The organism is Pantoea sp. X85 (assembly GCF_029623675.1).
In the GTDB taxonomy this organism is placed as follows: domain Bacteria; phylum Pseudomonadota; class Gammaproteobacteria; order Enterobacterales; family Enterobacteriaceae; genus Pantoea; species Pantoea leporis.
Genome location: NZ_CP121108.1, coordinates 3,623,405 through 3,650,253, shown reverse-complemented (window position 1 = coordinate 3,650,253; position 26,849 = coordinate 3,623,405). Strand labels below are relative to the sequence as shown.

The 26,849-nt window shown below is 53.8% G+C and carries 24 protein-coding genes; 7 read left to right on the top strand and 17 right to left on the bottom strand.

The annotated features are described in order from the left end of the window. The first annotated feature begins 141 nt into the window (after positions 1–141). Together mdtJ and mdtI are read left to right on the top strand one after the other, a co-directional pair. Positions 142–495, top strand: a complete 354-nt coding sequence (gene mdtJ, locus P6287_RS16865; protein ID WP_199559718.1) for a multidrug/spermidine efflux SMR transporter subunit MdtJ — start codon at positions 142–144, stop codon at positions 493–495. Further along, positions 482–811 carry a multidrug/spermidine efflux SMR transporter subunit MdtI gene (gene mdtI / locus P6287_RS16860; protein ID WP_101762903.1) on the top strand — a complete coding sequence of 110 codons (330 nt, stop codon included), beginning with the start codon at positions 482–484 and terminating at the stop codon, positions 809–811. Before mdtJ ends, mdtI begins: the two co-directional genes overlap by 14 nt. 34 nt (positions 812–845) lie before the next feature. Here mdtI and P6287_RS16855 read toward each other — a convergent pair whose 3' ends face one another. From P6287_RS16855 to P6287_RS16810, 10 genes are all read right to left on the bottom strand, one after another. Next, on the bottom strand, positions 846–1,820 hold the full coding sequence (locus tag P6287_RS16855; RefSeq protein WP_101762904.1) for a glutathione S-transferase family protein: 975 nt from the start codon (positions 1,818–1,820) through the stop codon (positions 846–848). Between the two features lie 80 nt (positions 1,821–1,900). After that, complete coding sequence (locus P6287_RS16850; protein ID WP_008103518.1) at positions 1,901–2,311, bottom strand: DoxX family protein; 411 nt, start codon at positions 2,309–2,311, stop codon at positions 1,901–1,903. 207 nt (positions 2,312–2,518) lie between these two features. Then, positions 2,519–2,803: a YqjK-like family protein gene (locus P6287_RS16845; RefSeq protein ID WP_008103516.1), complete on the bottom strand. Its 285-nt coding sequence runs from the start codon at positions 2,801–2,803 to the stop codon at positions 2,519–2,521. Then, complete coding sequence (locus P6287_RS16840) at positions 2,800–3,198, bottom strand: phage holin family protein (RefSeq protein ID WP_192236531.1); 399 nt, start codon at positions 3,196–3,198, stop codon at positions 2,800–2,802. Before P6287_RS16840 ends, P6287_RS16845 begins: the two co-directional genes overlap by 4 nt. Before the next feature lie 2 nt (positions 3,199–3,200). Then, on the bottom strand, positions 3,201–3,506 hold the full coding sequence (locus P6287_RS16835; RefSeq protein ID WP_007890363.1) for a YqjD family protein: 306 nt from the start codon (positions 3,504–3,506) through the stop codon (positions 3,201–3,203). 35 nt (positions 3,507–3,541) lie between these two features. Continuing rightward, on the bottom strand, positions 3,542–3,913 hold the full coding sequence (locus P6287_RS16830; RefSeq protein WP_146001298.1) for a DUF1090 domain-containing protein: 372 nt from the start codon (positions 3,911–3,913) through the stop codon (positions 3,542–3,544). Positions 3,914–4,087: 174 nt separating this feature from the next. Continuing rightward, entirely contained in the window at positions 4,088–4,456 is a 369-nt protein-coding gene (mzrA, locus tag P6287_RS16825; protein WP_222211333.1) for an EnvZ/OmpR regulon moderator MzrA, read from the bottom strand. Then, positions 4,453–5,130 carry a DedA family protein gene (locus tag P6287_RS16820; protein ID WP_101762908.1) on the bottom strand — a complete coding sequence of 226 codons (678 nt, stop codon included), beginning with the start codon at positions 5,128–5,130 and terminating at the stop codon, positions 4,453–4,455. Before P6287_RS16820 ends, mzrA begins: the two co-directional genes overlap by 4 nt. 334 nt (positions 5,131–5,464) lie before the next feature. Next, positions 5,465–6,238, bottom strand: coding sequence for a transcriptional regulator ExuR (exuR, locus tag P6287_RS16815; protein ID WP_192412237.1), 774 nt, complete (start codon positions 6,236–6,238; stop codon positions 5,465–5,467). A gap of 88 nt (positions 6,239–6,326) precedes the next feature. Beyond that, a complete protein-coding gene (locus P6287_RS16810; protein ID WP_101762910.1) occupies positions 6,327–7,628 on the bottom strand; it encodes an MFS transporter in 1,302 nt (433 codons plus the stop codon). A 373-nt stretch (positions 7,629–8,001) separates the two neighbouring features. On the opposite strand from P6287_RS16810, the gene uxaC reads away from it, so the two are divergent. Genes uxaC through P6287_RS16795 form a run of 3 tightly spaced genes read left to right on the top strand, consistent with a single transcriptional unit; the run spans position 8,002 to position 12,363 of the window. Beyond that, positions 8,002–9,417, top strand: coding sequence for a glucuronate isomerase (gene uxaC / locus P6287_RS16805; RefSeq protein ID WP_110867398.1), 1,416 nt, complete (start codon positions 8,002–8,004; stop codon positions 9,415–9,417). Positions 9,418–9,419: 2 nt separating this feature from the next. Next, a complete protein-coding gene (locus P6287_RS16800) occupies positions 9,420–10,868 on the top strand; it encodes a tagaturonate reductase (protein WP_192412233.1) in 1,449 nt (482 codons plus the stop codon). Positions 10,869–10,872: 4 nt separating this feature from the next. Continuing rightward, positions 10,873–12,363 (top strand): altronate dehydratase family protein, encoded by a 1,491-nt coding sequence (locus P6287_RS16795; protein WP_192412231.1) that lies wholly within the window; start codon positions 10,873–10,875, stop codon positions 12,361–12,363. A gap of 44 nt (positions 12,364–12,407) precedes the next feature. On the opposite strand, the gene sstT is transcribed toward P6287_RS16795, so the two are convergent. From sstT to P6287_RS16780, 3 genes are all read right to left on the bottom strand, one after another. After that, positions 12,408–13,655 (bottom strand): serine/threonine transporter SstT, encoded by a 1,248-nt coding sequence (sstT, locus tag P6287_RS16790; protein ID WP_101762914.1) that lies wholly within the window; start codon positions 13,653–13,655, stop codon positions 12,408–12,410. 232 nt (positions 13,656–13,887) lie between these two features. Continuing rightward, the gene (locus tag P6287_RS16785; RefSeq protein ID WP_008103489.1) at positions 13,888–14,859 is read right to left on the bottom strand and encodes a TerC family protein; all 972 of its coding nucleotides are present in this window, start codon (positions 14,857–14,859) and stop codon (positions 13,888–13,890) included. A gap of 271 nt (positions 14,860–15,130) precedes the next feature. Beyond that, entirely contained in the window at positions 15,131–16,117 is a 987-nt protein-coding gene (locus P6287_RS16780) for a Gfo/Idh/MocA family oxidoreductase (RefSeq protein WP_192412319.1), read from the bottom strand. Between the two features lie 139 nt (positions 16,118–16,256). Here P6287_RS16780 and P6287_RS16775 point away from each other — a divergent pair, with 139 nt between their 5' ends. Continuing rightward, on the top strand, positions 16,257–17,945 hold the full coding sequence (locus P6287_RS16775; RefSeq protein ID WP_192412229.1) for a chloride channel protein: 1,689 nt from the start codon (positions 16,257–16,259) through the stop codon (positions 17,943–17,945). Here P6287_RS16775 and P6287_RS16770 read toward each other — a convergent pair. After that, a complete protein-coding gene (locus P6287_RS16770) occupies positions 17,942–18,442 on the bottom strand; it encodes a M48 family metallopeptidase (RefSeq protein ID WP_101762916.1) in 501 nt (166 codons plus the stop codon). The genes P6287_RS16775 and P6287_RS16770 overlap by 4 nt on opposite strands. Before the next feature lie 81 nt (positions 18,443–18,523). Between P6287_RS16770 and rlmG the strand changes: the two genes are divergently transcribed. Continuing rightward, positions 18,524–19,642 (top strand): 23S rRNA (guanine(1835)-N(2))-methyltransferase RlmG, encoded by a 1,119-nt coding sequence (rlmG, locus tag P6287_RS16765; protein WP_110867387.1) that lies wholly within the window; start codon positions 18,524–18,526, stop codon positions 19,640–19,642. Here the strand turns inward: rlmG and P6287_RS16760 are convergent, their stop codons facing one another. The 3 genes from P6287_RS16760 to P6287_RS16750 all read right to left on the bottom strand — a co-directional run bounded on the left by P6287_RS16760 (position 19,643) and on the right by P6287_RS16750 (position 26,324). Further along, positions 19,643–21,646, bottom strand: a complete 2,004-nt coding sequence (locus P6287_RS16760) for an NADPH-dependent 2,4-dienoyl-CoA reductase (RefSeq protein WP_277974138.1) — start codon at positions 21,644–21,646, stop codon at positions 19,643–19,645. It lies immediately after the preceding gene. A gap of 322 nt (positions 21,647–21,968) precedes the next feature. Then, entirely contained in the window at positions 21,969–22,592 is a 624-nt protein-coding gene (locus tag P6287_RS16755) for a response regulator transcription factor (protein WP_277974137.1), read from the bottom strand. 99 nt (positions 22,593–22,691) lie between these two features. After that, positions 22,692–26,324 carry an ATP-binding protein gene (locus P6287_RS16750; protein WP_277974136.1) on the bottom strand — a complete coding sequence of 1,211 codons (3,633 nt, stop codon included), beginning with the start codon at positions 26,322–26,324 and terminating at the stop codon, positions 22,692–22,694. Between the last annotated feature and the right edge of the window lie 525 nt (positions 26,325–26,849).

Genomic DNA, 26,849 nt, shown 5'->3' with positions numbered 1-26,849 from the left:
CTGAATCAAACTGCTCAATCTGCGATCAGCACTGGCGCTTCGCGCTTTAGTTCCGTTCTCTCCTATTCTGACTTTTTAATTTAACTTTGCTAACACGCCTATTTTCGCGTGGGTGGCGTTTATTTCTCGTTCAGGAGAGAAATCATGCTGTATTGGATTTTATTAGCGCTGGCGATCGCCGCGGAAATTATTGGCACCGTCTCAATGAAATGGGCCAGCGTAAACGGTGGCAACGCCGGTTATATTTTTATGCTGGTGATGATCGCACTTTCTTATATTTGTTTATCCTTCGCCATCAAGCGCATTGCCCTTGGCGTGGCGTATGCCATGTGGGAAGGCATTGGCATTCTGTTTATTACGCTGTTTAGCGTGCTGTTGTTCGATGAAGCCTTATCCGCCATCAAAGTAGCCGGCCTGCTGACGCTGATCCTCGGCATCGTCCTGATCAAATCCGGTACGCTGAGCCGCAAGGAGCTGCGCCATGGCAACGTTTAACTGGCTGCATATCGCATGGCTGGCGCTGGCCATTGGCCTGGAGATCGTCGCCAATATCTTCCTGAAATACTCCAACGGTTTCCGCCGTCCACTGTTTGGCGTGTTATCGCTGGTGGCGGTGCTGGCGGCGTTCAGTGCGCTGGCGCAGGCGGTGAAAGGCATTGATTTGACGGTAGCCTACGCGTTATGGGGCGGGCTGGGATTGGTCGCCACCGTGGCGGCAGGCTGGATTCTGTTTGGCCAGCGTCTGAGTCGGGTTGGCTGGCTGGGCGTGGGATTGTTGTTGGTCGGTATGGTGCTGATTAAGTTTGCCTAAAGTCCCCTCTCCACGTTGGGAGAGGGTAAGAGCATCAACCCCGGCCGTGTGGCTCATCCCAGTCAAAGGCTGGACCCAGCGAGATCACGCCGCTTGGGTTGATGGTTTTGTGGCTGCAGTAGTAGTGATGGCGAATGTGCGGCAAATTAACCGTGTCAGCGATGCCTGGCATCTGATAGATATCGCGCAGGAAGCCGCTCAGATTACGGTAATCACTGATGCGGTGACGATCGCACTTAAAGTGGGTGACGTAGACCGGATCGAAGCGCACCAGTGTGGTCCACAAGCGCAAATCGGCTTCGGTAAGTTGGTTGCCAGTGAGATAGCGGTGTTGGCCAAGAATCTGTTCGAGACGCGCTAACGAATGGAACAGCGCCGTTACCGATTCATCGTACGCCGCCTGCGAAGTGGCAAAACCGCTTTTATACACGCCATTGTTGACCGTGTCGTAAACCCAGCTGTTCACTTCATCAATTTTGTCGCGTAGCTGCGCCGGATAATAGTCACCCGCGCGGGCACCTTGCGCATCAAAAGCGCTGTTAAGCATGCGCATGATGTCGGCAGATTCATTACTGACGATGGTTTGCTGGGTTTTATCCCACAGCACTGGCACGGTCACACGGCCGGAATAGTGCGCATCGGCGTGCAGATAGATTTGATAGAGAAACTCTTTTTGATACAACGCATCGCCGGTGGCGTCAGGGAAGCTGGCGTCAAAGGTCCAGCCGTTCTCCAGCATCAGCGGATGCACCACCGAAACTGAAATCATCTCCTCCAATCCCTTGAGTTTAAGCATTAACAGCGTGCGATGCGCCCACGGGCAGGCAAGCGAGACGTAAAGATGATAGCGACCACGCTCAGCGGCGAAGCCCGCTTTGCCGGTTGGACCGGCGCTACCATCGGCGGTAACCCAGTTACGCCAGACGGCTTCTGTGCGCTTGAAGCGGCCACCGGTTGACTTCGTATCGTACCAGGTATCATGCCAGACACCGTCAATCAGCTGTCCCATAAGCCCTCCATAATAAAAAGGGGCGAGGAAAATCCCCGCCCCTGCAATTCAGTATATGTGTTCTCTAACGCTTGTGCTGCTTAGCGTGCGGTTGCTGGCTGAACGCGCTGACGAATCAGTCGGTCAATGCTGTAAGCGCCTGGACCTACCAGACCCAACACCAGGAAGCCACCGGCGATGGAGAGGTTTTTCATGAACATCAGCTGGTTAACACCTTCCGCGAAGTTGCTGTGGAACAGGAACGCGGTCAGCAGAGTAAAGCCAGCGGTGAACAGGGCGGTAAAGCGCGTCAGGAAACCGAACAGAATCGCCAGGCCGCCACCGAACTCCAGCAGAATAACCAGCGGCAGCAGGAAGCCTGGGACGCCCATTGCCTGCATGTATTGTGCGGTACCGGCGTAACCGGTGATTTTGCCCCAGCCTGCGGTGATAAACAGAATGGTCATTAATACGCGTGCTACCAGCAGGCCTGAGTCTTCGAATTTTTTCATCATCTACTCCAACAAGGTTTTTGTTGCAGGTTGTTGGCCTGCGGGTTTTGAATCCCCTTGAACCGGTTGTTTCAGTTCACTGGGCTGATGGAGGGAGATGATAATCGCAGGTTGAAAGAGTTGTAAGCGAGATAAACTGTCAATGTTGTTCAGTAAATTTGAGGAGAGTAAAACCGAATCAATTCGATCCGGTTTTAGAGAGAGAAGCTAGCGGGTATTTAAAGTCGATTTGATCATGCGCCAGGTGCTCCAGACGCCGAAACCGCGCTTGGCCCAGCGCAGCAGACGATTGGGGCTGCGAATCGACCAAATGGCCAATGCACTGCTGCCAATCGCCAGATAACGACGCATGCCAATGATGGTTAACCAGCCGCGATCGTACTGCGCGGTGCTGGTCAGCCAGTCGCGGCTGTCGGCGCTGAGGTCAAGCCGCTGCTGCTGCACCTGATTGAGCAGTTCGTGAATGCGAGCTTCACGTTCGCGGCGGCTCATGAGCGATGCTCCTCCAGCAGTTTGCGATCGGTATCCAGCTCTTTACGCGTATGGCGCAACAACGTTGACTGACGCGATTTGTATAACGTCCACAAACCGAAGATGAGCGCAAGAGCAAATAGCACCGCCGTAGTGATGGCAATCGCCATCAGGCGATATTGTGCGTCCACCGCCCAGATGATCAACACCATCAGGCTCATGAGACCGAAAGCGGTAAACAGCATAGTAAGGCCCACCATCATCAGCATCTGAATCAGGTTGGCCTTTTCCTCTTCCAGTTCCACAATTGCCAGTCTGACGCGCGTCTCGACCATGCTAACCAGCGTGGTAACTACCCGTTGACCGATGTTAAAGACCCCTTTGCCGGGGCCGTGGCTTTGCTGACTATCACTCATCATTAACGCCGTGAGATTAAAATGCCGATGAGAATACCTACCGCTGCACCGATACCCACGCCGTGCCACGGATTGTCGCGCACGTATTCGTCCGCTTTTTCCGCTGCTTCACGCGTGGTTTGTGCAATACGTTCGCCGGAGTCGCCAAGACGTTCACGGGAGCTTTCAATAGCGCCGCGCGCTTTATGACGCAGTTTATCCAGCTCACCTTTGGATTTATCTGCTGAGCTGCTCAGCACTTCTTCCAGGGTATCAGCCAGATTTTTCAATTCAGCGCGCAGATGTTCAGATGTTGTTTCTTTAGCCATGGAAATCTCCTTTTACAGCATTGAGTTAAGTCCGATTAATAAGGTTCAGCTTCAAGCTTTTTCAGTTCGTGCTGCGCATCGAGCAGCTTACGTTCGCGCTTCTCAATTTTGTCCTTGTCGCCATCCTGACGCTCTTCTTTCAGCTCACGCTCACGTTCGGCGATTTTGTGCTTCTGCTCAGCGATGCGTTCGCTATGTGCAGATTTCAGCTTCTCATCGGTGCAGCCTGCGCGGACTTCGGTCAACGCGCGCTCCAGCCCGGTAACGCGGCGCTGGTTGTCGTGCTGTTTTGCCATATCGATCTCGCGTTGAATATCCTGCTCTTTTTGTTGGCAGAGCGATTCAGCCGCCAGCAGCGAACCCGAGAGTGAAAAAAGAATAGCACCTAGCAGTAATTGATGTTTCATCAGGTTGTGACCTTCCATTGTTGATGACCTGCCCGAGAGCAGACAGGAGAAGCTTCCCAGCATGTCTTAGGCTTACGCTATCTCTAAGGATAGACAGCAGACGAAAAAATTCAAAGAAGACGCGGGGATAGCGAGGATTAGCTCACCGCCTGGCTTAACGTCAGGCGGTGAAATTTAGCTAAAAATTGGGCGACTGGCGTCAGGATATTGCTGCGAAGCCTGCGGGCCAGCGGCGACGACAAAGCCTTGTGGCAACAGGCGCTTCAACACTTTTTGCGCCGCCAGGCTCTGTTCTTCATTCTCAAAATGAATCACCAGCGCATCGCCGGAGGGCGTAATACTTTTGATACGCACGCCCTGCGCAGAAAGTTGCTGATAAAGATAAAAACCATCGGGCAGATTGGTGCCGCTGTTGGCGACGCGGATCTGAACCACGGTTTCATGCTGCATCAAGGTCGGAATGAAACAGATCGCCAGCAGCGCCAACGCGCCACCCAGCGCCCAAGGCAGGAAACGCCTTGGGAATCCACGGAATGTGATCATGACTGTGAATTCCCGCTACGCGCAGACTGACGTTTACGCCAAATAACCACTAAAGAACCGACCAGGCCAACCACCAGCAGCACCAGCGGCAGCAGCATCAGGCACAACATCAGCTCATCTTCGTAACGACGGAAAATCGGCGTTTTACCCAGCGCGAAGCCCAGCACGGTAAGGATCAGCACCCACAGGAAGCCACTTACCCAGTTGAAGAACTGGAAGCGCGCATTACTCAGGCCAGAAAGCCCGGCGATGGTAGGGAGCAAGGTGCGAACGAAGGCAATAAAGCGACCCACCAGCAGTGCAGACAAGCCATGGCGATGGAACAATCGGTGGGCGCGTTGATGATATTGCGCGGGCAAGTGTGAAAGCCATTTTTGCACGGTAGGCGTATTACCGAGCCAGCGACCCTGAATGTAGCTCACCCAGCAGCCGAGGCTGGCGCCAGTGGTCAGAATCAGCAGCGTCAGCGGGAAACCCATGGTGCCTTTAGCAATCAAAACGCCGACCAAAATCAGTAAACTATCGCCCGGCAGAAAGGCGGCGGGCAGCAATCCATTTTCCAGAAACAGAATCATGAACAACACGCCATAAATGGCCCAAACCAACGTCGGGTCGGAGAGCATTTCGTAATCCTGCTGCCATAAGGCATGCAGCAATGCTTGCAAAATATCCATCAATCATTCCTGAACATCATTGTTAAACGTGCCCGTGAGGGGCTTAGGCGCAGACTGGCGTTGGTTATACATTTTAGATAAGCAGCCTGAGCAGGAGTTTCCGGATCCTTCCAGAATTGATTGTTAAATCAGCGACTTTTTAAAGCCCTGTCGCAAAGGGTAATAAAAGGGCGATAACTGTAACAAAAATAACGTTATCCAGACAGGGGAAAGTGCCTGCCGCACAGGAGTTTTACCTTTAGACGCAGGTGGTCAAAAGGAGCTTTACATGAGCTGACACTATTGCAGACTAACTGACTTTTTCAGCAACAAAACGCCTGAAAAATAAGCAGGATCAGCGTGGGTTTTCGCTACCTTCAGGCAGGATGACCGGATTTTCAGCAAACATGTAACGATCAACGTTAAATTCGAAATCATCGGTGGTGGCGTTAAACAGCATCTGCTTAGTATTTTCCAGATGTTGCCACATTGCCAGCTTACTGGCGGCGGGATCTTTGCGGATCAGGGCTTTGAGAATCTGGTCGTGATCGTCACACCAGCTGGTGATATTTTTGGCATCAATATGTTCGTGCAGCTTTAACCAGTAAGGATTGTGCAGACGGTGCAGCCACATCTTCTCGACAATCGCTGCTAAGGCGCTGTTCTGCGTCGATTGCGCAATGCGCACGTGAAACTCCATATCCCACGCCGAATCGCGCGAATGATCTTCCTGACGCGCTTTCTCCTGAATTGCCATCAATGCCACGATATCCTGGCGTGTCACCTGCGTGGCGGCAAACTCAGCCACGTTGCTTTCAATCAACTGGCGCGCCTGCAATAACTCGAAGGGGCCGAAATTAGCGAACTCCAGCTGGCTGGACGTTACCACGCGGTTCTGTTGCTGGCTGCTGATGACGTGAATGCCGGAACCTTTCCGCACCTCCACGTAACCTTCCACTTCCAGCATGATGATCGCTTCACGCACCACGGTACGGCTCACCTGCATCTCCTCCGCAATCAGACGCTCGGCAGGCAGTTTGTCGCCGACCCGATACTCGGCAGCTTCAATGCGGCGTTTGAGTTCGCTGGCGAGTTGTTGATAGAGGCGTCGTGATTCGGTCAGGTCCATTGCGCGGTCCGCTGTGGGAGAAAGTTGAGTTGTTATACCACTTCAGCCGCACAGAGGAAATGGGCTGGCCGATGCCAGCCCGGAAAGGTTAGGTGCGCACTGCAGCGGACTGCACCGCAGGCTGATCGTCGAGTTCAGAAACCGGCTGGTTTTTCAGCACCGTCCAGATAACCACCGCGCCTAGCAGATCAAACACCGCCAGCGCCGCGAACAGCGGGCTGAAGCCCAGCGTATCGGCCAGCGCACCGACCACCAACGCAAACAGGGTGCTCGCCGTCCAGGCCGCCATGCCGGTTAAGCCGTTGGCGGTAGCCACTTCGTTACGGCCAAATACATCCGAAGAGAGCGTGATCAGCGCGCCTGAAAGCGCCTGATGGGCAAAACCACCGACGCACAACAACCCAATCGCCACATACGGGCTGGTGAACAACCCGATGGTGCCTGGCGCAATCATTAACACCGCGCCCATGGTCACCACCAGTTTGCGTGAGACGATGAGATTGACGCCAAACCAGCGCTGAAACAGCGGCGGCAAGTAGCCACCGACGATGCAGCCGAGATCGGCGAACAACATCGGCATCCAGGCAAACATGGCGATCTCTTTCAGGTTGAAGCCGTACACCTTAAACATAAACAACGGGATCCACGCGTTAAACGTTCCCCACGCGGGTTCGGCGAGGAAACGCGGCAGCGCAATGCCCCAGAACTGGCGATTGCGCAGGATCTGGCGTGCCGACATCTTCTTATTATTACCGGTTTGATGCTGCAACTCCTGGCCGGCAATGATGTAGTGACGCTCCTCATCGCTCAGCTTGGTTTGTTGTTTAGGATGCTTATAAAACACCAGCCAGCAGAGGGCCCACACCATGCTCAGCACGCCAGTAATAATGAACGCCATTTGCCAGCTGTGCGCCATGATCGCCCACACCACCAGCGGCGGAGCCAGCATTGCGCCAATTGACGAGCCCACGTTGAAATAGCCCACCGCCACCGAACGCTCTTTGGCAGGGAACCATTCGCTACTGGCTTTCAGGCCTGCGGGAATCATTGCTGCTTCGGCGGCACCCACCGCGCCGCGTGCCAGCGCAAAGCCGCCCCAACTGCCCGCCATCGCGGTTGCCGCACAGAAGATTGCCCACAGCACGGCAAACACTGCATAACCAATTTTGGTGCCGAGCATGTCCAGCACATAACCGGCTACCGGCTGCATGATGGTGTAGCACGCCGAGTAGGCGGCGACGATATAAGAATATTGTTGCGTGGTGATACCCAACTGCGTTTCCAGCGTGGGCGCAGCGACGGCAATGGTATTGCGCGTCAGGTAACCGAGCACGGTGCCCAGCGTCACCAGCCCAATCATGTACCAGCGTAGCCCTTTGATCTTACGCATTATTAACCTCGTCCAGTCTGTCGTTGCGGTTTTACCGCTGTAGTTATCTGGAGCGGGAAGACGTGAACAGTGCTGTTCACTCCCGCAGTTCCTTGCCTGTGCCATTAATCCCGTTAGCAACGGAGCGAGAGGTTAACTTGTTATACCGCTTTAAAAGTTGAATGCCATCACATAAACCTTGCGGCCAGTGTATGTTAGGGCTAAAGATCGTTAAAACAGCCATTTAACGCATTATCCGCAACATAATCGTCCATATACCCACAGTGAAACTGTCATTATTGTGAGTCGGATCGCAAACAATTTTGCCGCCCGTTTAAATTGGTATGATAACTTTTAGTTAAAAGCCATCTGGCTACAAAATGAGGAAGCAGGTATGTCGCGTTTTATGAGTGAGGATTTTCTACTCGACACCGAGTTCGCCCGTCGTCTGTACCACGACTACGCTAAAGACCAGCCGATTTTCGACTATCACTGTCACTTACCGCCGCAGCAGATTGCCGATAATTACCGCTTCACCAACCTCTATGACATCTGGCTGAAAGGCGATCACTACAAATGGCGTGCAATGCGCGCTAACGGCGTGCCGGAAGCGTTATGCACCGGCGATGCCAGCGATCGTGAGAAATTTAACGCCTGGGCGCGTACCGTGCCGCATACCATCGGCAATCCGCTCTATCACTGGACGCACCTCGAATTGCGCCGCCCTTTTGGCATCACCGATGTGCTGCTGAATGAGCAGAGCGCAGATCGCATCTGGCAGCAGTGCAATGAACTACTGGCGCAGGACGCCTTCAGCGCGCGCGGCATCATGCAGCAGATGAAGGTGAAAATGGTCGGCACCACCGACGATCCGCTCGACGACTTACAGCATCACCGCAAGCTGGCGCAGGACAGCAGCTTTGACGTCAAAGTGCTGCCGAGCTGGCGTCCAGACAAAGCCTTTAACATTGAGCTGGAGAGTTTCCTACCGTGGATTCAGCGCTTAGCGCAGGTCGCGGATGTTAACGTGCAGCGCTTTGACGATCTGCGCCGCGCCTTAAGCCAGCGACTCGATCACTTCGCCGCGCATGGCTGCAAAATTTCCGATCACGCGCTGGATGTGGTGGTGTTTGCGGAAGCGGATGACGCCACGCTGGATGGCATTCTGGCGCGCCGACTGCAAGGTGCAGCGCCTTCCGCTGAAGAGACGGCCCAGTTTAAAACTGCTGTGCTGGTGTGGCTCGGCAGCGAATATGCGCGTCGCGGCTGGGCGCAGCAGTATCACATTGGCGCGCTGCGCAACGCCAATCGCCGCCAGTTCGATATCCTCGGGCCGGATGTAGGCTTCGATTCGATTAACGATGCGCCGTTGGCGATTCCGCTGGCGCGTCTGCTGGATGCGCAAAACCGCAATAACGCGCTGCCCAAAACCATTCTTTACTGCCTCAACCCGCGCGACAACGAAGTGCTGGCGACCATGGCAGGCAATTTCCAGGGTGAAGGCGAACCCGGCAAGATGCAGTTTGGTTCGGCGTGGTGGTTTAACGATCAGCTGGATGGCATGCAGCGGCAGATGACGCAGCTGGCGCAAATCGGCCTGCTGAGCCGCTTCGTCGGCATGCTAACCGACAGCCGCAGCTTCCTCTCTTACACGCGTCATGAATATTTCCGTCGTCTGCTGTGCCAGATGATCGGCAATTGGGTGGCGCGGGGCGAAGCGCCTGAAGACGAGGCGTTGTTAGGGCAGATGGTACAGAACATCAGTTTCAACAATGCGCGCGATTACTTCGGTATTGAGCTGGGAGCCTGATAATGCAGCGACTCAACCGTCACGATTTTCCTGGCGCGCACTACAGCGAGCGCGTTATCCAGTTTGGTGAAGGCAACTTCCTGCGCGCCTTTATCGACTGGCAGCTCGACTGGCTTAATCAGCATCACAATACCGATGCGGGCGTGGTGGTGGTGCGGCCGCGCAACCGCGTGGTGGAAGAGACACTGAATCAGCAAGATGGCTTATACACCACGCTGATTCGCGGGCTGAATGCGGCGGGCGAACAGGTGAGTGAAGCCCGCCTGATCCGCAGCGTGAATCGTGAAATCCAGCCGTATCAGCAGTTTGATGCATTTCTCGCGCTGGCACGCGCACCGCAGATGCGCTTTGTCTTCTCCAATACCACAGAAGCCGGCATTGCTTTTGCGGAGCAGGATCGGCTGGACGACACGCCCGCCTCATCCTTCCCCGGCAAGCTGACGCAGCTGCTGTGGGCGCGCTTCAACCATTTTTCCGGTGCCAGCGATAAAGGTTGGCTGGTGGTGCCCTGTGAACTGATCGATTACAACGGCGACACGCTGCGTGAGCTGGTGCTGCGCTACAGCCAGCATTGGCAGCTGCCGCCGGCGTTTGCCCGCTGGGTGCAGGATCACTGCGCGTTCTACAACACGCTGGTGGATCGTATTGTCACCGGTTATCCCGCGGATAGCGCGGCGATCGAAGCGTCATTAGGCTACGAAGATCGCTATCTGGTGGCGGGCGAAGTCTATTACCAGTTTGTGATTCAGGGACCAAATGCACTGGCGCAGGAGCTGCAGCTGCACACGCTGGCACCGGAAGTGAAGCTGGTGGAGGACATCACACCGTACAAAGCGCAAAAGGTGGCGATCCTTAACGGCGCGCACACCGCGCTGGTGCCGGTGGCATTTCAGGCCGGGCTGGAGAGCGTGGGAGAGGCGATGGATGATGCGCAGATGGCCAGCTTTGTCGATGCGCTGCTGCGCGATGAGGTGATCCCCACGCTGGATCTGCCGCGCGACGAGCTGCACGCCTTTGCCGACGCGGTGCAGCGTCGCTTCCGCAATCCCTTTATCCGCCATGCGTTGCTCTCCATCGCCCTTAACGGCATGACCAAATTCCGCACCCGTTTGCTGCCGCAATTGTTGTTGTCGCAGCAGCAAAACGGGCAATGGCCTGTGCGGCTGAGCTTCGCCTTTGCCGCGTTGCTGGCCTTTTATCGTGGTGCAGAGGGCAAACGTCACTGGCCGCTGCAGGACGACGAACAGTGGCTGCAGCGTTTCGCTGAACTGTGGTCAGCAGTAAATAACGATAAACAGACTCCAGAACAGTTGGTGCGCGCGGTACTCAGCGACGCCAATCACTGGGGCGAAGATCTCACTCAGCAGCCCGGATTAGTGGCTGCGGTCAGCCAACACCTGCAAAACATCATCGTCCACGGGATGCGGACGGCGTTGACACAACTGAGATAACGCTATGCAAGATGCCATTAGAATCCATTCACGCGACAACGTTGCTGTGGCGTTGCGCGATTTGCCAGCCAATACCCAGGTCGAAATCAATCAACAGGCGATCACCTTGCAGCAGGAGGTTGGACGCGGCCATAAGTTTGCGCTGCAGCCTTTAGCCACCGACGCGCTGGTGATCAAATACGGTTTGCCGATCGCGCACGCCACTCAGCCGATTGCGGCCGGCGAGATCATTCACTCCAGCAATGCGCGCACCAACCTAAGCGACGTGGATGAGTACGACTATCAGCCCGATTTTCTCGATCTGCCGCCGCAAGCTGGCGACCGCGACGTGCAGATCTATCGCCGCGCCAGCGGGGAAGTGGGCATCCGTAATGAGTTATGGATCCTGCCCACCGTGGGCTGCGTCAACGGCATCGCGCGGCAAATCCTGACGCGCTTTATGAAAGAGACCAATGACGCCGAAGGCATTGATGGCGTGCATCTGTTCAGCCATCCGTTTGGCTGTTCGCAGCTCGGGCAGGATCACGAGAACACCCGCACCATGTTGCAGAACATGGTGCGCCATCCCAATGCCGGCGCGGTGCTGGTGATTGGGCTTGGCTGCGAGAACAATCAGGTTGATGTGTTTCGTGAAACGCTTGGTGGCTTCGATAGCGATCGCGTGCAGTTCATGGAGTGCCAGAAGCAGGATGATGAAGTGGAAGCGGGGCTGGAACGTCTGCACGAACTCTATCGTGCCATGCGCGCGGATCAACGCCAGCCGGGCAAACTCAGCGAGCTGAAGTTTGGCCTGGAGTGCGGCGGTTCGGATGGTTTTTCCGGCATCACCGCCAATCCTATGCTGGGCTGTTTCTCCGACCAGATAATTGCCAACGGCGGTACCACGGTGCTGACCGAAGTGCCGGAGATGTTTGGCGCAGAGCGCATCCTGATGAGCCGCTGCCGCGATGAAGCCACCTTTGAAAAAACCGTGGCGATGATTAACGACTTCAAGCGCTACTTTATCGATCACCAGCAGCCGATTTATGAGAATCCATCACCCGGCAACAAAGCGGGCGGCATCACCACGCTGGAGGAGAAGTCGCTCGGCTGCACGCAAAAGGCCGGACAAAGTCAGGTGGTGGATGTGCTGAAGTACGGAGAGCGCTTGCATATGCCGGGACTGAATCTGTTAAGTGCGCCGGGCAACGATGCGGTTGCAACCAGCGCGCTGGCGGGCGCTGGCTGTCATATGGTGCTGTTTACCACCGGACGCGGCACGCCGTACGGCGGTTTTGTGCCGACGGTGAAGATCGCCACCAATACGCAGCTCGCCGAGAAGAAGCCGCACTGGATCGATTTTAATGCCGGGCGTTTGCTTGAAGGGATGAGTATGGCGGAGATGCTGGAGGACTTCGTCGATATGATTGTGGCGATTGCCAATGGCCAACCCGCGCGCAACGAAACTAATGATTTTCGCGAGTTAGCCATCTTTAAAAGCGGTGTGACCTTGTAAAACCAGGTCGCCATGAATGGCGACCTATATTCAAAAACCTTACTTTACTCCGACTCCGACACCGTACGACGCGGCTGGCGCTCGGCTTCGGCCTGGCATACGGCCGCGGTAAACAGAATATCCGTCGAGGAGTTCAGCGCGGTCTCGGCAGAATCCTGCAGCACGCCAATAATAAAGCCCACCGCCACTACCTGCATCGCCAAATCATTCGGAATACCAAACATATTGCAGGCTACCGGGATCAGCAGCAGCGAACCGCCGGCCACACCGGATGCACCACAAGCACACAGTGACGCCACCAGACTCAACAGAATGGCGGTTGGAACATCCACCGCAATACCCAGCGTATGTACTGCCGCCAGCGTCAACACAGTGATGGTGATGGATGCGCCAGCCATGCTGATGGTGGCACCCAGCGGGATCGACACGGAATACGTGTCTTCATCCAGATTAAGACGTTTCGCCAGCGCCATATTGACCGGAATGTTAGCCGCTGAACTGCGGGTGAAGAACGCGGTGACGCCACTTTCACGCATGCAGGTAAACACCAGCGGATACGGGTTGCGGCGAATCTTCTGGAACACCAGCATTGGGTTGATTACCAGCGCCATAATCAGCATGCAGCCGAGCAGCAGCGCCAGCAGATTGGCGTATTCCCACAGCGCGTCAAAGCCGGTTGAGGCGAGAATAGAGGCCACCAGACCAAAAATTCCCAGCGGCGCACAGCGGATCACGCAGCGCACGACCCAGGTCGCGGCATTGGACGCGTCATTAAGAAACGCTTTGCTGCTTGGGCTGGCATGACGAAACGCCAGCCCCAATCCCAGCGCCCACACCAAAATACCGATGTAGTTGGCATTCATCAGCGCTTCAATCGGGTTCGACACCATGCTCATCAGCAAGCCGTGCAGCACTTCGGTAATACCCGACGGCGGCGTAATTTGCGTGGCGCCGACGTTCATCGACAGCGTCTGAGGGAACAGATGGCTGAAGATCACCGCCACAACCGCAGCAAAGAACGTGCTGAGCAGATACAGCATGATAATCGGGCGGATATTGGTTTTTTGTCCCTGCTGATGGTTAGCAATCGAAGAGATCACCAGCACCAAAACCAACAGCGGCGCGACGGCTTTTAGCGCGCGCACGAACAGCTCACCCAGCAAGCCAACGGCCAGTGCGGCATCGCGTGAGAACCACGCCAGCGCCACGCCCGCCACCAGGCCGATCATGATTTGTTTTACCAGGCTTCCTGCGAACAGTGCGCCCAGACGTCCAATAAAGTTGTTTTGCATATCACAGTCTTTTTATATTCGCGGTCATGAGTATTGTGCGCGGTTCCACCACGCACAACGGTTTGCCCGGCGGAGTATAAGGAAAAGAGCTTATGAGGAAAGAGATAATTCTGTGCATGCGCAGCAGATCGGTTTTTTGATCTGCTGATGATGGGAAGTGTGACAGATATATAAAAGGTGAAGGTTGCCACTGGCGAAACAAAGCAGGGGCGATTAGCGCCCCTGCAGAAGATTATGGTGAGATCTTCTTCTGGTCGTTTCTGTGGTTTACCCAGGCGTTGATCAGCAGCGTACCGCCGAGAATTACACCCACCACCGTCAGCGAGATGCCGACGGGAATGTGATAGAACTCGACAATCAGCATTTTGATACCGATAAACACCAGCACAATCGCCAGGCCATATTTCAGCATCGAGAAACGCTCCGCGACGTTAGCCAGCAGGAAGTACATGGCGCGCAGGCCAAGAATCGCGAACAGGTTGGAAGTCAGCACAATGAACGGATCGGTGGTCACCGCGAAGATAGCGGGAATGCTGTCCACGGCGAAAATCACATCGCTCAGTTCAACCATGATCAGCACCAGCAGCAGCGGCGTAGCAAACAGCACACCGTTTTTGCGGGTGAAGAACTTCTCGCCGTCCAGACTATCGGTCATGCGCAGATGTTTGCGCAGCCAGCGCACCACCGGTTTGTCGCCCACCGTGCTGTCATCTTCCTCTTTCGCCAACGCCATTTTCAGGCCGGTGAACAGCAGGAAGGCGCCGAACACGTAAAGGATCCAGCTGAACTGAGTAACCAAATAGCTGCCAGCAAAGATCATGATGGTACGCAGCACAATTGCGCCCAATACGCCATAAATCAGCACGCGGCGCTGCAGGTTGGCCGGTACAGCGAAGTAGCTAAACAGCATCAGCCAGACAAAGACGTTATCCACCGCCAGCGCTTTCTCTAAAACGTAGCCAGTGAGGAAGGCGAGGGTTTGCGCGGTGGCAACTTCGCGCCCGGCGGTGCCGTCGAGATACCACCAGAAGGCGGCGCTGAACAGCAGTGAAACTGACACCCAAATCAGCGACCAGACCGCTGCTTGTTTGAATGACATGGTTTGTGCGCCGCGTCGGCCCTGTAATAGCAGGTCGATCGCCAGCATGATGAGCACTACGACAGCGAAGCTGCCCCAAAGTAACGGTGTGCCAACTGAGTGCATAGTCGTATCCTTTTCCAGAAATAAAAAAGCGGCTGAAGTCAGAAGACGTCAGCCGCTTTGATCGTGCTGCAAGCAAACCTCGCCTTCCGGCAAGGTCTCACTTACAACTCAGAATAGATTCCGGGTTGCCTGACGACCGGATGCGTAACGCATATTGCGTGGCGCATCGTAATGACGATCAATCAGCGTAGAAGTTACTCCCCTTTGCAGCGCTAAACATACGGAGTTCGATAATCGCTTTCAAGAGGGCTCTGGAAATGTTTTGCAATATTTACACTTCAGTCTGATCCGCCGGGAATACCACGCCGGTCTGGCGACGGATTTCCGTGAGCAGTTGCGCCGTAATACGTGAGTTTTCTAAGGCCGCATGCTCAACTTCACCGGCTTCCACCAATTTGGCGAAGGTTTCGGCTTCATACAGCATGGTATTGATGTGCTGCGGCTGCGTCAGGTTTTGGCTCTCGCCACCGCGCGGGATAAAGCGCAGTTGCTGGCACTCGGAGATCTTTTCAATCACCAGCGATCCCGCTTCGCCCTGAATTTCACTCGGGATCAGTGAATCGCTGACCTTTGAGTGCAGCAGCGTGACATCAAAATCGCCGTAGCCCAGCACCACCACGCCATGCGCATCAACGCCACTTTCCAGCAGGGAAGCTTGCGCCTTGACCTGCTGTGGCGCACCCCATAAGGTGACAGCGGCGGCAAGGCAGTAAAAGCCGATATCCATCATCGAGCCATTTGACCAGCGAGGATTAAAGGTATTCGGGTTCTCGCCATCCAGATAGCGCTGATAACGCGAGGAATACTGGCAATAGTTGATCAAGGCTTTACGCAGTTTGCCCAATTGCGGCAGCGTTTTTTGCAGTTGCAGGAAGGTGGGCAGGCTGGCGGTTTTAAAGGCTTCGAACAGCACCACCTGATGCTGGCGCGCGCAGGCAATCATCGCCTCGGCTTCACGCAGGTTAGACGCCATCGGCTTCTCGCAAATCACATGCTTGCCATGCGACATAAACAGTATCGCCTGTTCACTGTGCAGCGCATTCGGACTGGCGATATACACCGCATCGATCTCACTGCTGGCGGCAAGCTCATCCAGAGAGGTGAAGGTCAGCTTGCAGGGATAATCCACCACAAACGCGTCGGCCTGCTGCTGATTACGCGAATAGACGCCGCTCAGCTTCATTTTGCCGGTTTCATGCGCGGCGTCGATAAACTGGCGGGTAATCCAGTTGGTTCCCACGATGGCGAAACGAATCACGTGCTGCTCTCCTGCTAAAGTAAAACGGCAGAGTAACATGTTCATCTGAGCGCCAGGCAGGCGAAATTTGATCCTGAGATCCGCATTCCAATATGATGATGCCGCACAACTTTTTAACCGACTTAGCGGGGACGCGCGGGTGAGTGGAAGTAAACATGCTCTGAACTGGACCACATTACTGATCGCCATCCCCGTTGGATGTGTGGCCTCGCTGGTGACGCTGGCCTTTCGCGGCGTAATTGAATTGATCAACCATCTGCTGTTCAACAGTGACAGTGAAATCACCGTGGCGATGTATGTCTGGCCGTGGATCTTCTGGCCGCTGCTGGTGGGCGCGGGCGGCGTATTGGCCGGTTTTTTCCTGCGCTATGCGGTGGCGATTGAGAAACAGGAAACGGTGCAGACCGATTATCTGGAGGTGATCAACGCGCGGCTCGATGCGGTACCAACCAAAACCTCGCTGTTCCGTGCGCTGTCATCGATGGCCAGCATCGGCAGCGGCGCGTCGATAGGTAAAGAGGGGCCGATGGTGCAGCTATCGGCGCTGAGCGGCAGTTTAATCGGGCGCTGGCTGCCCAAATCGCTGAATCTGCGCAACAGCGATATCGTGGCGATGGCCGCTGCTGCCGGGCTTTCATCGGTGTATCACGCCCCGTTGGCGTCGGCGATATTTGTCGCGGAGATCGCTTTTGGCATCTCGGCGCTGCAACGCTTGATTCCGCTAATTGTCTCGTCGGCGGTGGCGGTGATGACCATGTGGTCGCTGGGTTTTCGCAGCGCGCTATATCCGTTATCCGAAGCGCTATTCCAGATGGATATCAGCAGTTTGCTGATGACGTTGCTGATTGGTTTTGTCGCCGGTATCGCCGGCTGGCTGCTGATCAAACTGATTGCGCGCAGCAAGGCGCTGTTTGGCCGCGTGCGTTCGCTGCCGCTGCGGCTCGGCGCCGGTGGATTAGCGGTGGGCTTTTTGGCGCTGATCTCCACCGATATTCTCGGTAACGGTTACGAAGTGATCGTGAAAATCATTGATGGCCAATATCTACTGATGGGATTACTGGGATTGCTGGTGCTAAAAACGCTGGCGACCACGCTGTCGGTGGGTTCCAACGCGGTGGGCGGGCTGTTTACCCCTTCCTTATTGATCGGCGCACTGCTCGGCGTGGCGCTGGCGCAAATGGGTGTGATGCTGCATTTACCGGTCGGCAATACTTTGCTGTATGCGGCCATCGGCATGGCGGCGGTGCTGGCGGCGGTCAGCCAGGCACCGTTAATGTCGATGCTGATGGTGCTTGAGATGACGCTGAATAGCAGCCTGTTGTTCCCGATTATGATCGCGTCAGTGCTGGCCTCAATGGTGGTGTATCGCCTGCAATCGTCCAGCACTTATCCGGTGGTGAGCAGCCATTTCAGTCGTTCCGAAGCCAAGTATGATTTCGATAACATGCGTGTCGATCAGTTGATCATTCCCGGCGCGGCGTTGCAGCCAGAAGAGTCAGTAGGGCAGGCGCTGGCGGTGAGCTCGCTCAAGCGGGAACGTTATGTCTATGTGATTAATAGTGAAGGGCAATTTCTCGGCGTGGTGTCGATACACGATATCTCACGCAAGGTGTTGTCGCAGGAGATCACGCTGCATTCGCCAGTCAGTAGCGTGATGGACAATAACTTTCCCTGCATTTATCAGAATCAAAGCATGCGCGAAGGTTGGGAAGCCTTTGCCCGCGTCACGCTTGAACGCCTGCCGGTGCTAAATAATCCGCAGGAGCGCCGTTTTATGGGCGCACTGACCAAAACCAGCCTGATCCAAAAAGCGCAGGAGTTTCTTTAAGCTGCGTTGCCGCGCATCGCCTGATCGGTCATCCACAAGCGGGCGTCAAATTCCAGCTGGTGATAATCCGGTTCCATGTGGCAGCAGAGTTGGTAAAACGCTTTGTCGTGCTCTTTCTCTTTCAGGTGTGCCAGCTCGTGCACCACGATCATGCGCAAAAACGCTTCCGGTGCGAGGCGGAAGAAAGTGGAGATGCGAATCTCCGCTTTGGCTTTTAGATTGCCGCCTTGCACGCGCGAAATCGCCGTGTGCAGCCCCAACGCGTGCTTCATCACCTTGATTTTATTGTCCCAAATCACTTTGCTCACCGGCGGTGCGCTGCGCATATAGCGGTTTTTCAGCGCCTGCGTGTAATCATAGAGCGCGCGGTCGCTGACGATATTGTGCGTATCGGGATAGCGTTGCTGGAGAAAGGCACCTAAGCGCTCATGTTCGATCAGCGTCTGAACCTGCTCGAGGATGTTTTCAGGGTAGCCCTGCAGATAGATTAATGACATTGGGATTCCCGGCGAAAGACAGTATACTGCGCCCCCTTTTTAGGGCGAAAATCGCGCAAAGTGTACCACGCCGGAGATTCCATGAGCCAACTTGAACTGACCAATCGCACGCTGACGCTGCACCGCTTCCCGCCAATGCGTGAGGAAAGCCCGCTACAGGCGTGGGATTCCGCCGATGAATACCTGTTGCAGCAAGCGCTGCCCGAGGGACCGGTTTTGGTGTTCAACGACAGCTTTGGCGCGCTGACTTGCGGGTTGGGAGCACGTCCGGTGTGGCACGTCAGCGATTCGCTGCTGAGCGAACAGGCGGCAAAACAGAATCTGCGACTCAATGAGATGGATGAAGATCAGGTGCATTTTCTCGATAGCCTGGCGCCATTGCCGGCCGCACCGGCGGTGGTGATGATCAAAATTCCCAAAGCGCTGGCGCTGCTTGAGCATCAACTGCGTGCACTGCGCGAAGTGGTGACGCCGGACACGCTGATTCTGGCGGCGGCGAAGGCCAAAGATATTCACAACTCCACGCTGCAACTGTTCGAGCGCATCCTCGGCGAGAGCAAAACCTCGCTGGCGTGGAAAAAAGCGCGTCTGATTTACAGCCGCTTCACTGCGCCGCAATTAGCGGATCAGCCCGCCACCACCGTTTGGCCGCTGGATGATTCTGAGTACCAGATCCACAATCACGCCAACGTGTTTTCCCGCGCGTCGCTGGATGTGGGCGCACGCTTCTTTATGCAGCATCTGCCTTTTGACATTGAAGGTGAGATTCTCGACCTGGGTTGTGGCAACGGCGTGATTGGCTTGCTGGCACTGGAACAGAACCCAAACGCGGACGTGCTGTTTTATGATGAATCCTACATGGCGGTGGCATCAAGCAAACTGAACGTGGAAGTGAACCGTCCGCAGGATATGGCGCGCTGTCAGTTTCGCGTTAACAACGTGCTGAGTGGCTTCCCGTCCGATCGCCTACACGCGGTGCTGTGCAATCCGCCATTCCATCAGCAGCACGCGGTGACCGATCATCTGGCATGGCAAATGCTGCGTGATGCGAAACGCTGCCTGCAGTATGGCGGCGAGTTGCGCATCGTCGGCAACCGCCACCTCGGCTATCACGTCAAAATGAAAAAGCTGTTTGGTAACTGCGAACTGGTGGCGTCCAACGCCAAGTTCGTGGTACTGCGTTCGGTCAAACTGCGCTAATTACACACTCAGCGCCAGTTCGGTCGCCTGAGCGATGGCGCGGCGAGCATCCAGCTCCTGCGCCACATCCGCACCCCCAATCACACGTACGGATTTGCCACGCGCGCTGAGCTGGTCCGCCAGCAGGCGCAGCGGTTCCTGCCCGGCACAAATCACCACGTTATCTATCGGCAGCGTCATCGCTTCGCCCTGATGGCGCAGATGTAATCCGGCGTCATCAATCTGCAAATATTCGACGTCGCCCCACATCTGCACGCCGTGCGCCTGCAAGCTGGCGCGGTGGATCCAGCCGGTGGTTTTCGCTAAGCCTGCGCCCGGCTTGCCGGATTTGCGCTGCAGCAGCCAGATTTGCCGATCGGCGGGCTGTGGCTGTGGCGCAATCAAACCACCTCGCGCCTGCAGGCTGCGATCGATGCCCCAGCTTTGGTAAAAATCGTCATGGCTGGTTTGATGCAGCAGAAACTCAGCGGTATCAAAACCAATGCCGCCCGCGCCGATAATCGCCACGCGTTTTCCCACCGGTTTTTTATCGCGAATCACATCAAGGTAGCTCAGTACGCTGGGATGATCGATGCCAGGAATCGTCAGCTGGCGCGGCAAGATACCGGTTGCGATGATCACTTCATCAGCGGCTGCCAGTTCGTCAGCGCTGACGCGATGTTCCGTTTTAATCGTTACGCCTGCGGCAGAAAGTTGGTGACGGAAATAGCGCAGCGTTTCACTGAATTCGGCTTTGCCGGGAATCTGCCGGGCGATATTAAATTGTCCGCCAATTTGCGCATCGGCTTCGTAAAGCGTGACCTGATGGCCGCGCTGCGCCGCCTGCAGCGCGAACGCCATACCCGCGGGTCCCGCGCCCACCACCGCCAGCTGTTTCGGTTGCTTGGTGGCGATCACCGGCATCAGCGTTTCGTGGCAGGCGCGCGGATTCACCAGACAAGAGGTGATTTTGCCAACAAAGATTTGATCGAGGCAGGCCTGATTACAGGCAATGCAGGTGTTGATGGCATCGGGCTGGCCGGTTTCGGCTTTACGGACAAAAGCCGCATCGGCGAGGAAAGGGCGCGCCATCGACACCATATCAGCGATGCCATCACGCAAAAGCTGTTCAGCTACATCGGGATGGTTGATGCGATTGGTGGCGATGACCGGCACCGATACGCGCTCGCGCAGGTGCTGCGTGACCCAGGCAAAACCAGCACGCGGCACGCAGGTGGCGATGGTGGGAATGCGCGCTTCATGCCAGCCAATGCCGCTGTTAAACAGCGTAACGCCGCACTGCTCCAGCGCTTGCGCCAGTGAAAGCGTCTCTTCCAGCGAGCTGCCGTTATTGACCAAATCGAGCATCGACAAGCGGAAGATAATGATGAAGTCGCTGCCGACGGCATCACGCACCGCTTGCGTCACCGCTAATGCAAAGCGCTGGCGTCGCGTCACATCGCCGCCCCAGTCATCCTCGCGCTTATTGGTGTGCGCCACCAGAAACTGGTTAATCAGATAACCTTCCGAGCCCATGATCTCCACGCCGTCATAGCCGGCCTGTTGCGCCAGTTTGGCGCAGTGCGCGAAGTCCTGAATGGTTTGCTGAATATCCGCATCGCTGAGCGCTTGGGGCGTAAAAGGATTGATCGGCGCCTGTAATGCCGATGGGGCAACCAGGTCACGCTGATAGCTGTAGCGCCCGGCATGCAGAATTTGCAGCGCGATTTTCCCGCCTTCTGCATGCACCGCATCGGTGATGATACGGTGCCAGTTGCACTGACTTTCCTGGTTGAGGATCGCTCCGCCTTGTGCCACCACGCCTTGCGGATTGGGCGCGATACCGCCAGTGACAATCAGCGCCACGCCTTCACGCGCTCGCTCAGCGTAAAAAGCGGCCAGACGCTCTGCGCCCTCAGCGTGTTCTTCCAGTCCGGTATGCATCGAACCCATCAGGAAACGATTTTTAAGCTGGGTGAAACCCAAATCCAGCGGGGCGAACAGGTGGGCATAATGCTCAGACATAATCACATACTCAGAGAGTGGTCGGATGAGTGAACTCTAGCGGGATTTTGCAGGGAAGGAAGTGTGTGGCGTTCAGCCTGTGAGAAGTATCAAAAAAAAGCAGGGCGGTAAGTCGCAGACGAAAGTATCGGACTTCTTTCGGCAGGCACGGGAAGAAACCTACTCGCCCTGTAATAGCATGAAGAAGGGGCTAATAAATTAGCTCTGTGGTTATTAATTCCTTTATAACTCAATCTTTTTAAAAACTGTCCGGGGTTAGGACAAGGCATATCATGCCACGCCATAACGTTATTAATCAGCAAGACTAGTCTTGATTTTTCTTTCAACAAGCCCCATTGCGACGTGCAAGTTCGATGATATCAACCAGGTTTTTTGACTCAAGTTTTTGGAATATCTTTGTTTTATAAGTGCTGATTGTTTTATTATTTAATCCCAATTCGCAAGCGATGGTTTTATTGGACTTCCCCTGTGCGAGCTGTCGCGAAATTAAATTTTCACGGTCAGTCAGGCGAGAAAGCATATCTTGCTCATTTGCATAACGCTGACGTTTATCCAGAATGTCGCCCGGTAGATAATTCACATTATTAGAAACGCAGCCAATGGCGGCGATCAGTGTTTGAATGGGATCGTAAGTTGACACGAACCCGTTCGCGCCCTGGCTAAGTGACTGTATTGAAAGGTGGTTGTTGCCATCCCGACTAATCAATATGACTTTCATCCACGTCTTTGATTTGACGATATCGCGTAAAAATGCGATGCCATTTTTTTCTTTAAAGTCAGGGTCTAATATTAGTATGTCGATGTGTTGATGAATGATATCATCAATACCATCGTTAATTGTGTGCGCAGTAGTGACACAATTAAAGCCATTCATTAATAATAAAGCCTGCACGCCGGCGGCAACCAAACGATGCTCATCAACGATGAGAATTTTTGCATTAAACATATCTCTCCCTTTAACGGCACCGTAATGATGACGTTGACGGTCATTATGTCCGGCAGATTAATAGGGCGAACCGAGAAATGTCTCGATAAGATTATGATTCTATAAATCTTGATGATTTTTCAGGCGATGTTTCTCAAATTCTTGCAAGGACTCATTAACACGTTTCATTTCCTCGACAATCTGCTGAATTAACGCTTGCGGATCGAGGGCTTCCTCGCGGTGTTTCTCCAACTTGCGGCCCAGTTCAGTCAACGTTGGAGCATTTAGCATTGCTGCTCCTCCTTTTAATTTGTGACCCAGCTGTGACAGGGCGCTGGCATCATCGGTTTGCTGAAGTGATACCAACAACTCATCGTGGCTGGTTCGTATGCTGTTGAGTAACACCAGACAACCTTCACTATCCTGTTCGGCCAGTTGTGTTAACAGCTGTGGGAAAGAGGAGATACTCGCTGCCGGCGGTGCCTGGATTTCGGGTTTTATGGCGCTGCGCCGGGTACAACGTGCAACCTGAGCAAGTAAGCTCTCTAAATCCAGCGGCTTGAAAAGACAATCGTTCATTCCCGCCTGAAGGCAGCGTTGCATAATATGCTGCTCAGCCGATGCAGTCAGGCCGAATAGCATGATCGGTGTTAACTGATGCTCATGCTCGTATAGACGCAGCGCTTCAGCGAACTCAAAGCCGTTCATGCCCGGCATATTACAGTCTGTGATGATGAGGTCGAAACGTAATGGATCCTGCTGCCATAACGTCAGTGCTTCTGCCGCACTTTCACTCACCATGACTTGATGGCCGGCCAGTTCAAGCTGTTTCCCAAGCAGTAATCGGTTGGGTGCGTGATCGTCGATGATCATCACGGAGAGCTTGTCGGAGATCAGCGGCTGCGACAAATGAGGCTGTGTTTGATCCTGCGGTTCACCGGGCAAGGCACGGAAATAAAAAGAGAACACCGCGCCTTCCCCTGGCGCACTTTCCACAATCAGCTCACCATCCAGTAGATGCGCCAGATTACGACAAATGCTTAATCCTAATCCGGTGCCAATTTGCTGCTGCTGACGATCGCCCACCTGCACAAAAGGTTCGAAGATGGCGTGCTGTTGGTCCTCCGTCATGCCACAACCTTGATCGCTAACTTCGATCACGAATTCACAACCGTCCTCCTCCTGCGCAATGCCCTGCATGAGCACAACAGTGACAGTGCCGTAATCGGAAAACTTAATGGCGTTGCTCAATAGGTTGGAGAGAATTTGATTCAGCATCAATGGGTCTGTTTTCACCCAGTAAGCAGCAATATCCATCTCTACCCGCAGTTCAAGTCCCTTAATCTCTGCTTTATTACGGAATAGCGTAACCGCTTGATCGAGAACATCAGGAAGGTAGACCGTTTCTAACGTTGGTTGATAAAGGCCGGACTCGATTTTCGACAAATCGAGAATATCGCCAATCAATGACAGCAACGCGCGTGCCGAATGGTACGCAACACGGATGTTCTCTGAGAGAGAATCAGCCGGTTGCAAGCGAGTTTCGAGCTCCAGTAAGCCAATCATGGCATGCAATGGCGTGCGGATTTCATGGCTCATGCTGGCAAGAAATTCACTTTTGGAGCGGTTGGCTTTATCAGCCACATCTTTGGCGAGTTGTAACTCCTGCAGCAGCGCATTGCGTTCAGTGACATCCAGCCAGCCCCCAATAACACCTGCGACATCACCGTGCCGATCGCGAAACGGCAGTATCCAGTGATAAAGCTGGAATGTTCGCTGTTCAAAATCCATATGTATGTCGCGCATGACGGCTTCGCCATCCACTAAGGTTTTTTGATAGCCATCTTCAATACTGTGAATACTGGCGTTATTGCCAGTGAGAACGTCCGACAGTCGTTTACCGATGACATCTTCTCGCTGGAAATCCATAAAACGTAGGTAGGCATTGTTGCAATCCACTAATCGGGTTTGTTTGTCGCGGATATACATGGCAACGGGCGAGTCATTGAAGAGTGTATGGGTGAAATTGAGCTGATTTTTCAATGCATTTTCAGCCTGAATACGCTGCTGAATAACCTTCCGCAGATGACGGTTCCACAGCAAAATAAGGGCTATTAATCCGGTCGAGACCGACACAATCAGCAAGATAACTTGTTTGTAACTCTGCCATGAAGCACTGAGGAACGGCATCTCTGACTGACGCCAATGTGCCAGCAACTTGAACATGGTTTCGGGAGGAATCGCGATCAAGGCTTTATTGAGAATGCTAATCAGCGTTTCATTACCGGGTTCAACACGCATGACAAAACGTGCCGGGTCTGCACCCAACGTGGTTTCAATAATCAGGTCATCTGCGTAATGGTTGTGGAGCAGATAATCCACAAAAATCTTTGGCATCACTACCGCATCAATTTCATGCGCCTGCAATTCACGCAAGGCCTGCAAAGGATCATTGATATAGGCGAGGTTCAGATGGGGATAATGTAGAAGCATCCAATCCTTCATCTGCCGATTGTTCAGCATGAGAGCCGAGCCAAAGGGAAAAGGATCCCGAGCCATAATATTCCGAGGGCGTTTATGGCGAATAATGACCCAGTGTGAAACCAGCCATGGGCGGGTTATTAACTGAGGGGGCATATCCGGGGTAAGCATCTCAAGCGCATACAGATGTGGAAAATGCTTATCGGTTTGGTTACGTCCACTTTCTTCCTGAACTTCTGAATTAAATGTAATGCCACTTTGATTGGCTATCAGATCTAAAACATCAATGATCATGCCGCGAAACGGCATGCTCCCGTTGCGACTGCTGAGTGGAGCGAGGGTTTGCGGTAGTGCGGTGTTGATACGCGGGTGTGCCTGCAGCCATTTCTCCTCTTCATGCTTGAGTGCAAGCGGATTACGCTGCAGCACATGGTACGTATCCAGTTGCCAGCGCTTCGCTATCTGCATGCGAATAGAGAGAGGAATTTGTGTTAAGGCAAAATTAATCGCTTCGGCAAGTTGTGGATGACGCGGGCTAATGCCAAAGCTGAAATTCATCGGAATAGCGTGGTCATCTTTGGTTATATCCAGCGCATTTGCGAACATGAAGCGATTTAGGTGCGTAAGCGTGGCGGCATTGCCCCATACACGCTCTGTTTGGCCAAATACTGTTGCTGCGACAGCATCGTAGTAACCAGGAAAGCGAACTAAAAGGTCGCTCTTAAAAGTCTCTTCTAAATGTGCACGCATCAACGCTGAACCAGACCAGGCCATGCGATTGGGTTCATCAATTTTTAATGGAGCGTTTCGCTCAGACTTAAAACCGATCGCTGCATAATCCAGCATCCAGGGGTCGCTGGCGATCAAGGTTTGCGGCTCTGATACTGAGGGGGGTTCTACATAGATCGCTAATAGTTGCATTTCTCCGCTGGTTACGGCTTCCTGGGCCGCGCTATGGCTGGCGTAATAATGGATTTCTATTGTGGTATCCAGCATATTCTGAATCAGAGAGAGATAATCCGCACTCACGCCTTCGAATCGTCGCGTATCTATATCCATAAAAAGGGGCGGTTGTGGTTGCCCAGCGACAGCAACTTTGAGAACGTGATGACGAAACTCTGAAGAGATAGGTTCAGCCAGTTGTAAAGCAGGTTGAGCTACATCATATCGCGCCAGTAATTGCAGTTTTTTCTCTGATGCTATTAATGAACATGAAACTAAAGCCAGAAAAAATAAGGCCAACAAGCGAAAAGTATTAAGATTAATTAGCACGCTGCCTTCTTAAGGTATCCATTAATGTCTATCAGGACCAGGGATTATAAAGATATTATTATCTTTCGCTCGTTCTATTCTTTTACTGTTAAAATTTTGCGACCATTCTCAAATGTTTGATTTTTAGCGAAAGAGAGAGGGTGATAGCGATGTAACTATATGATGTTCATTTCTTAGCTTATTCAGTTAGTTAGATTGCTCCTTTTCTTTCAAGACAATTCTTATGTGGTCTTGTTAAGGAGTTAAGTCAGACTTTTCCCACTTTTACGTGAGCAGGCAAGTAAGAATCTATCACGGAAAAATATAAACCTAAAAGGGGTATATAAAAATGACCGCTATTAGGGTGACGCTATCGATTTAGAATTCTGATGTTGTGAAGGCTATTTTTCACAGCTGTTGTAATCGACACCATTTATTTATTGAAGCGGGTGTGACAGTCAGAATTGGACAAAGTTAATGCTGTAATAAAGGAATAAATAAATGGTATATGCACATAATAAACAAGTGCGTGTGGCTGTCCTTGAT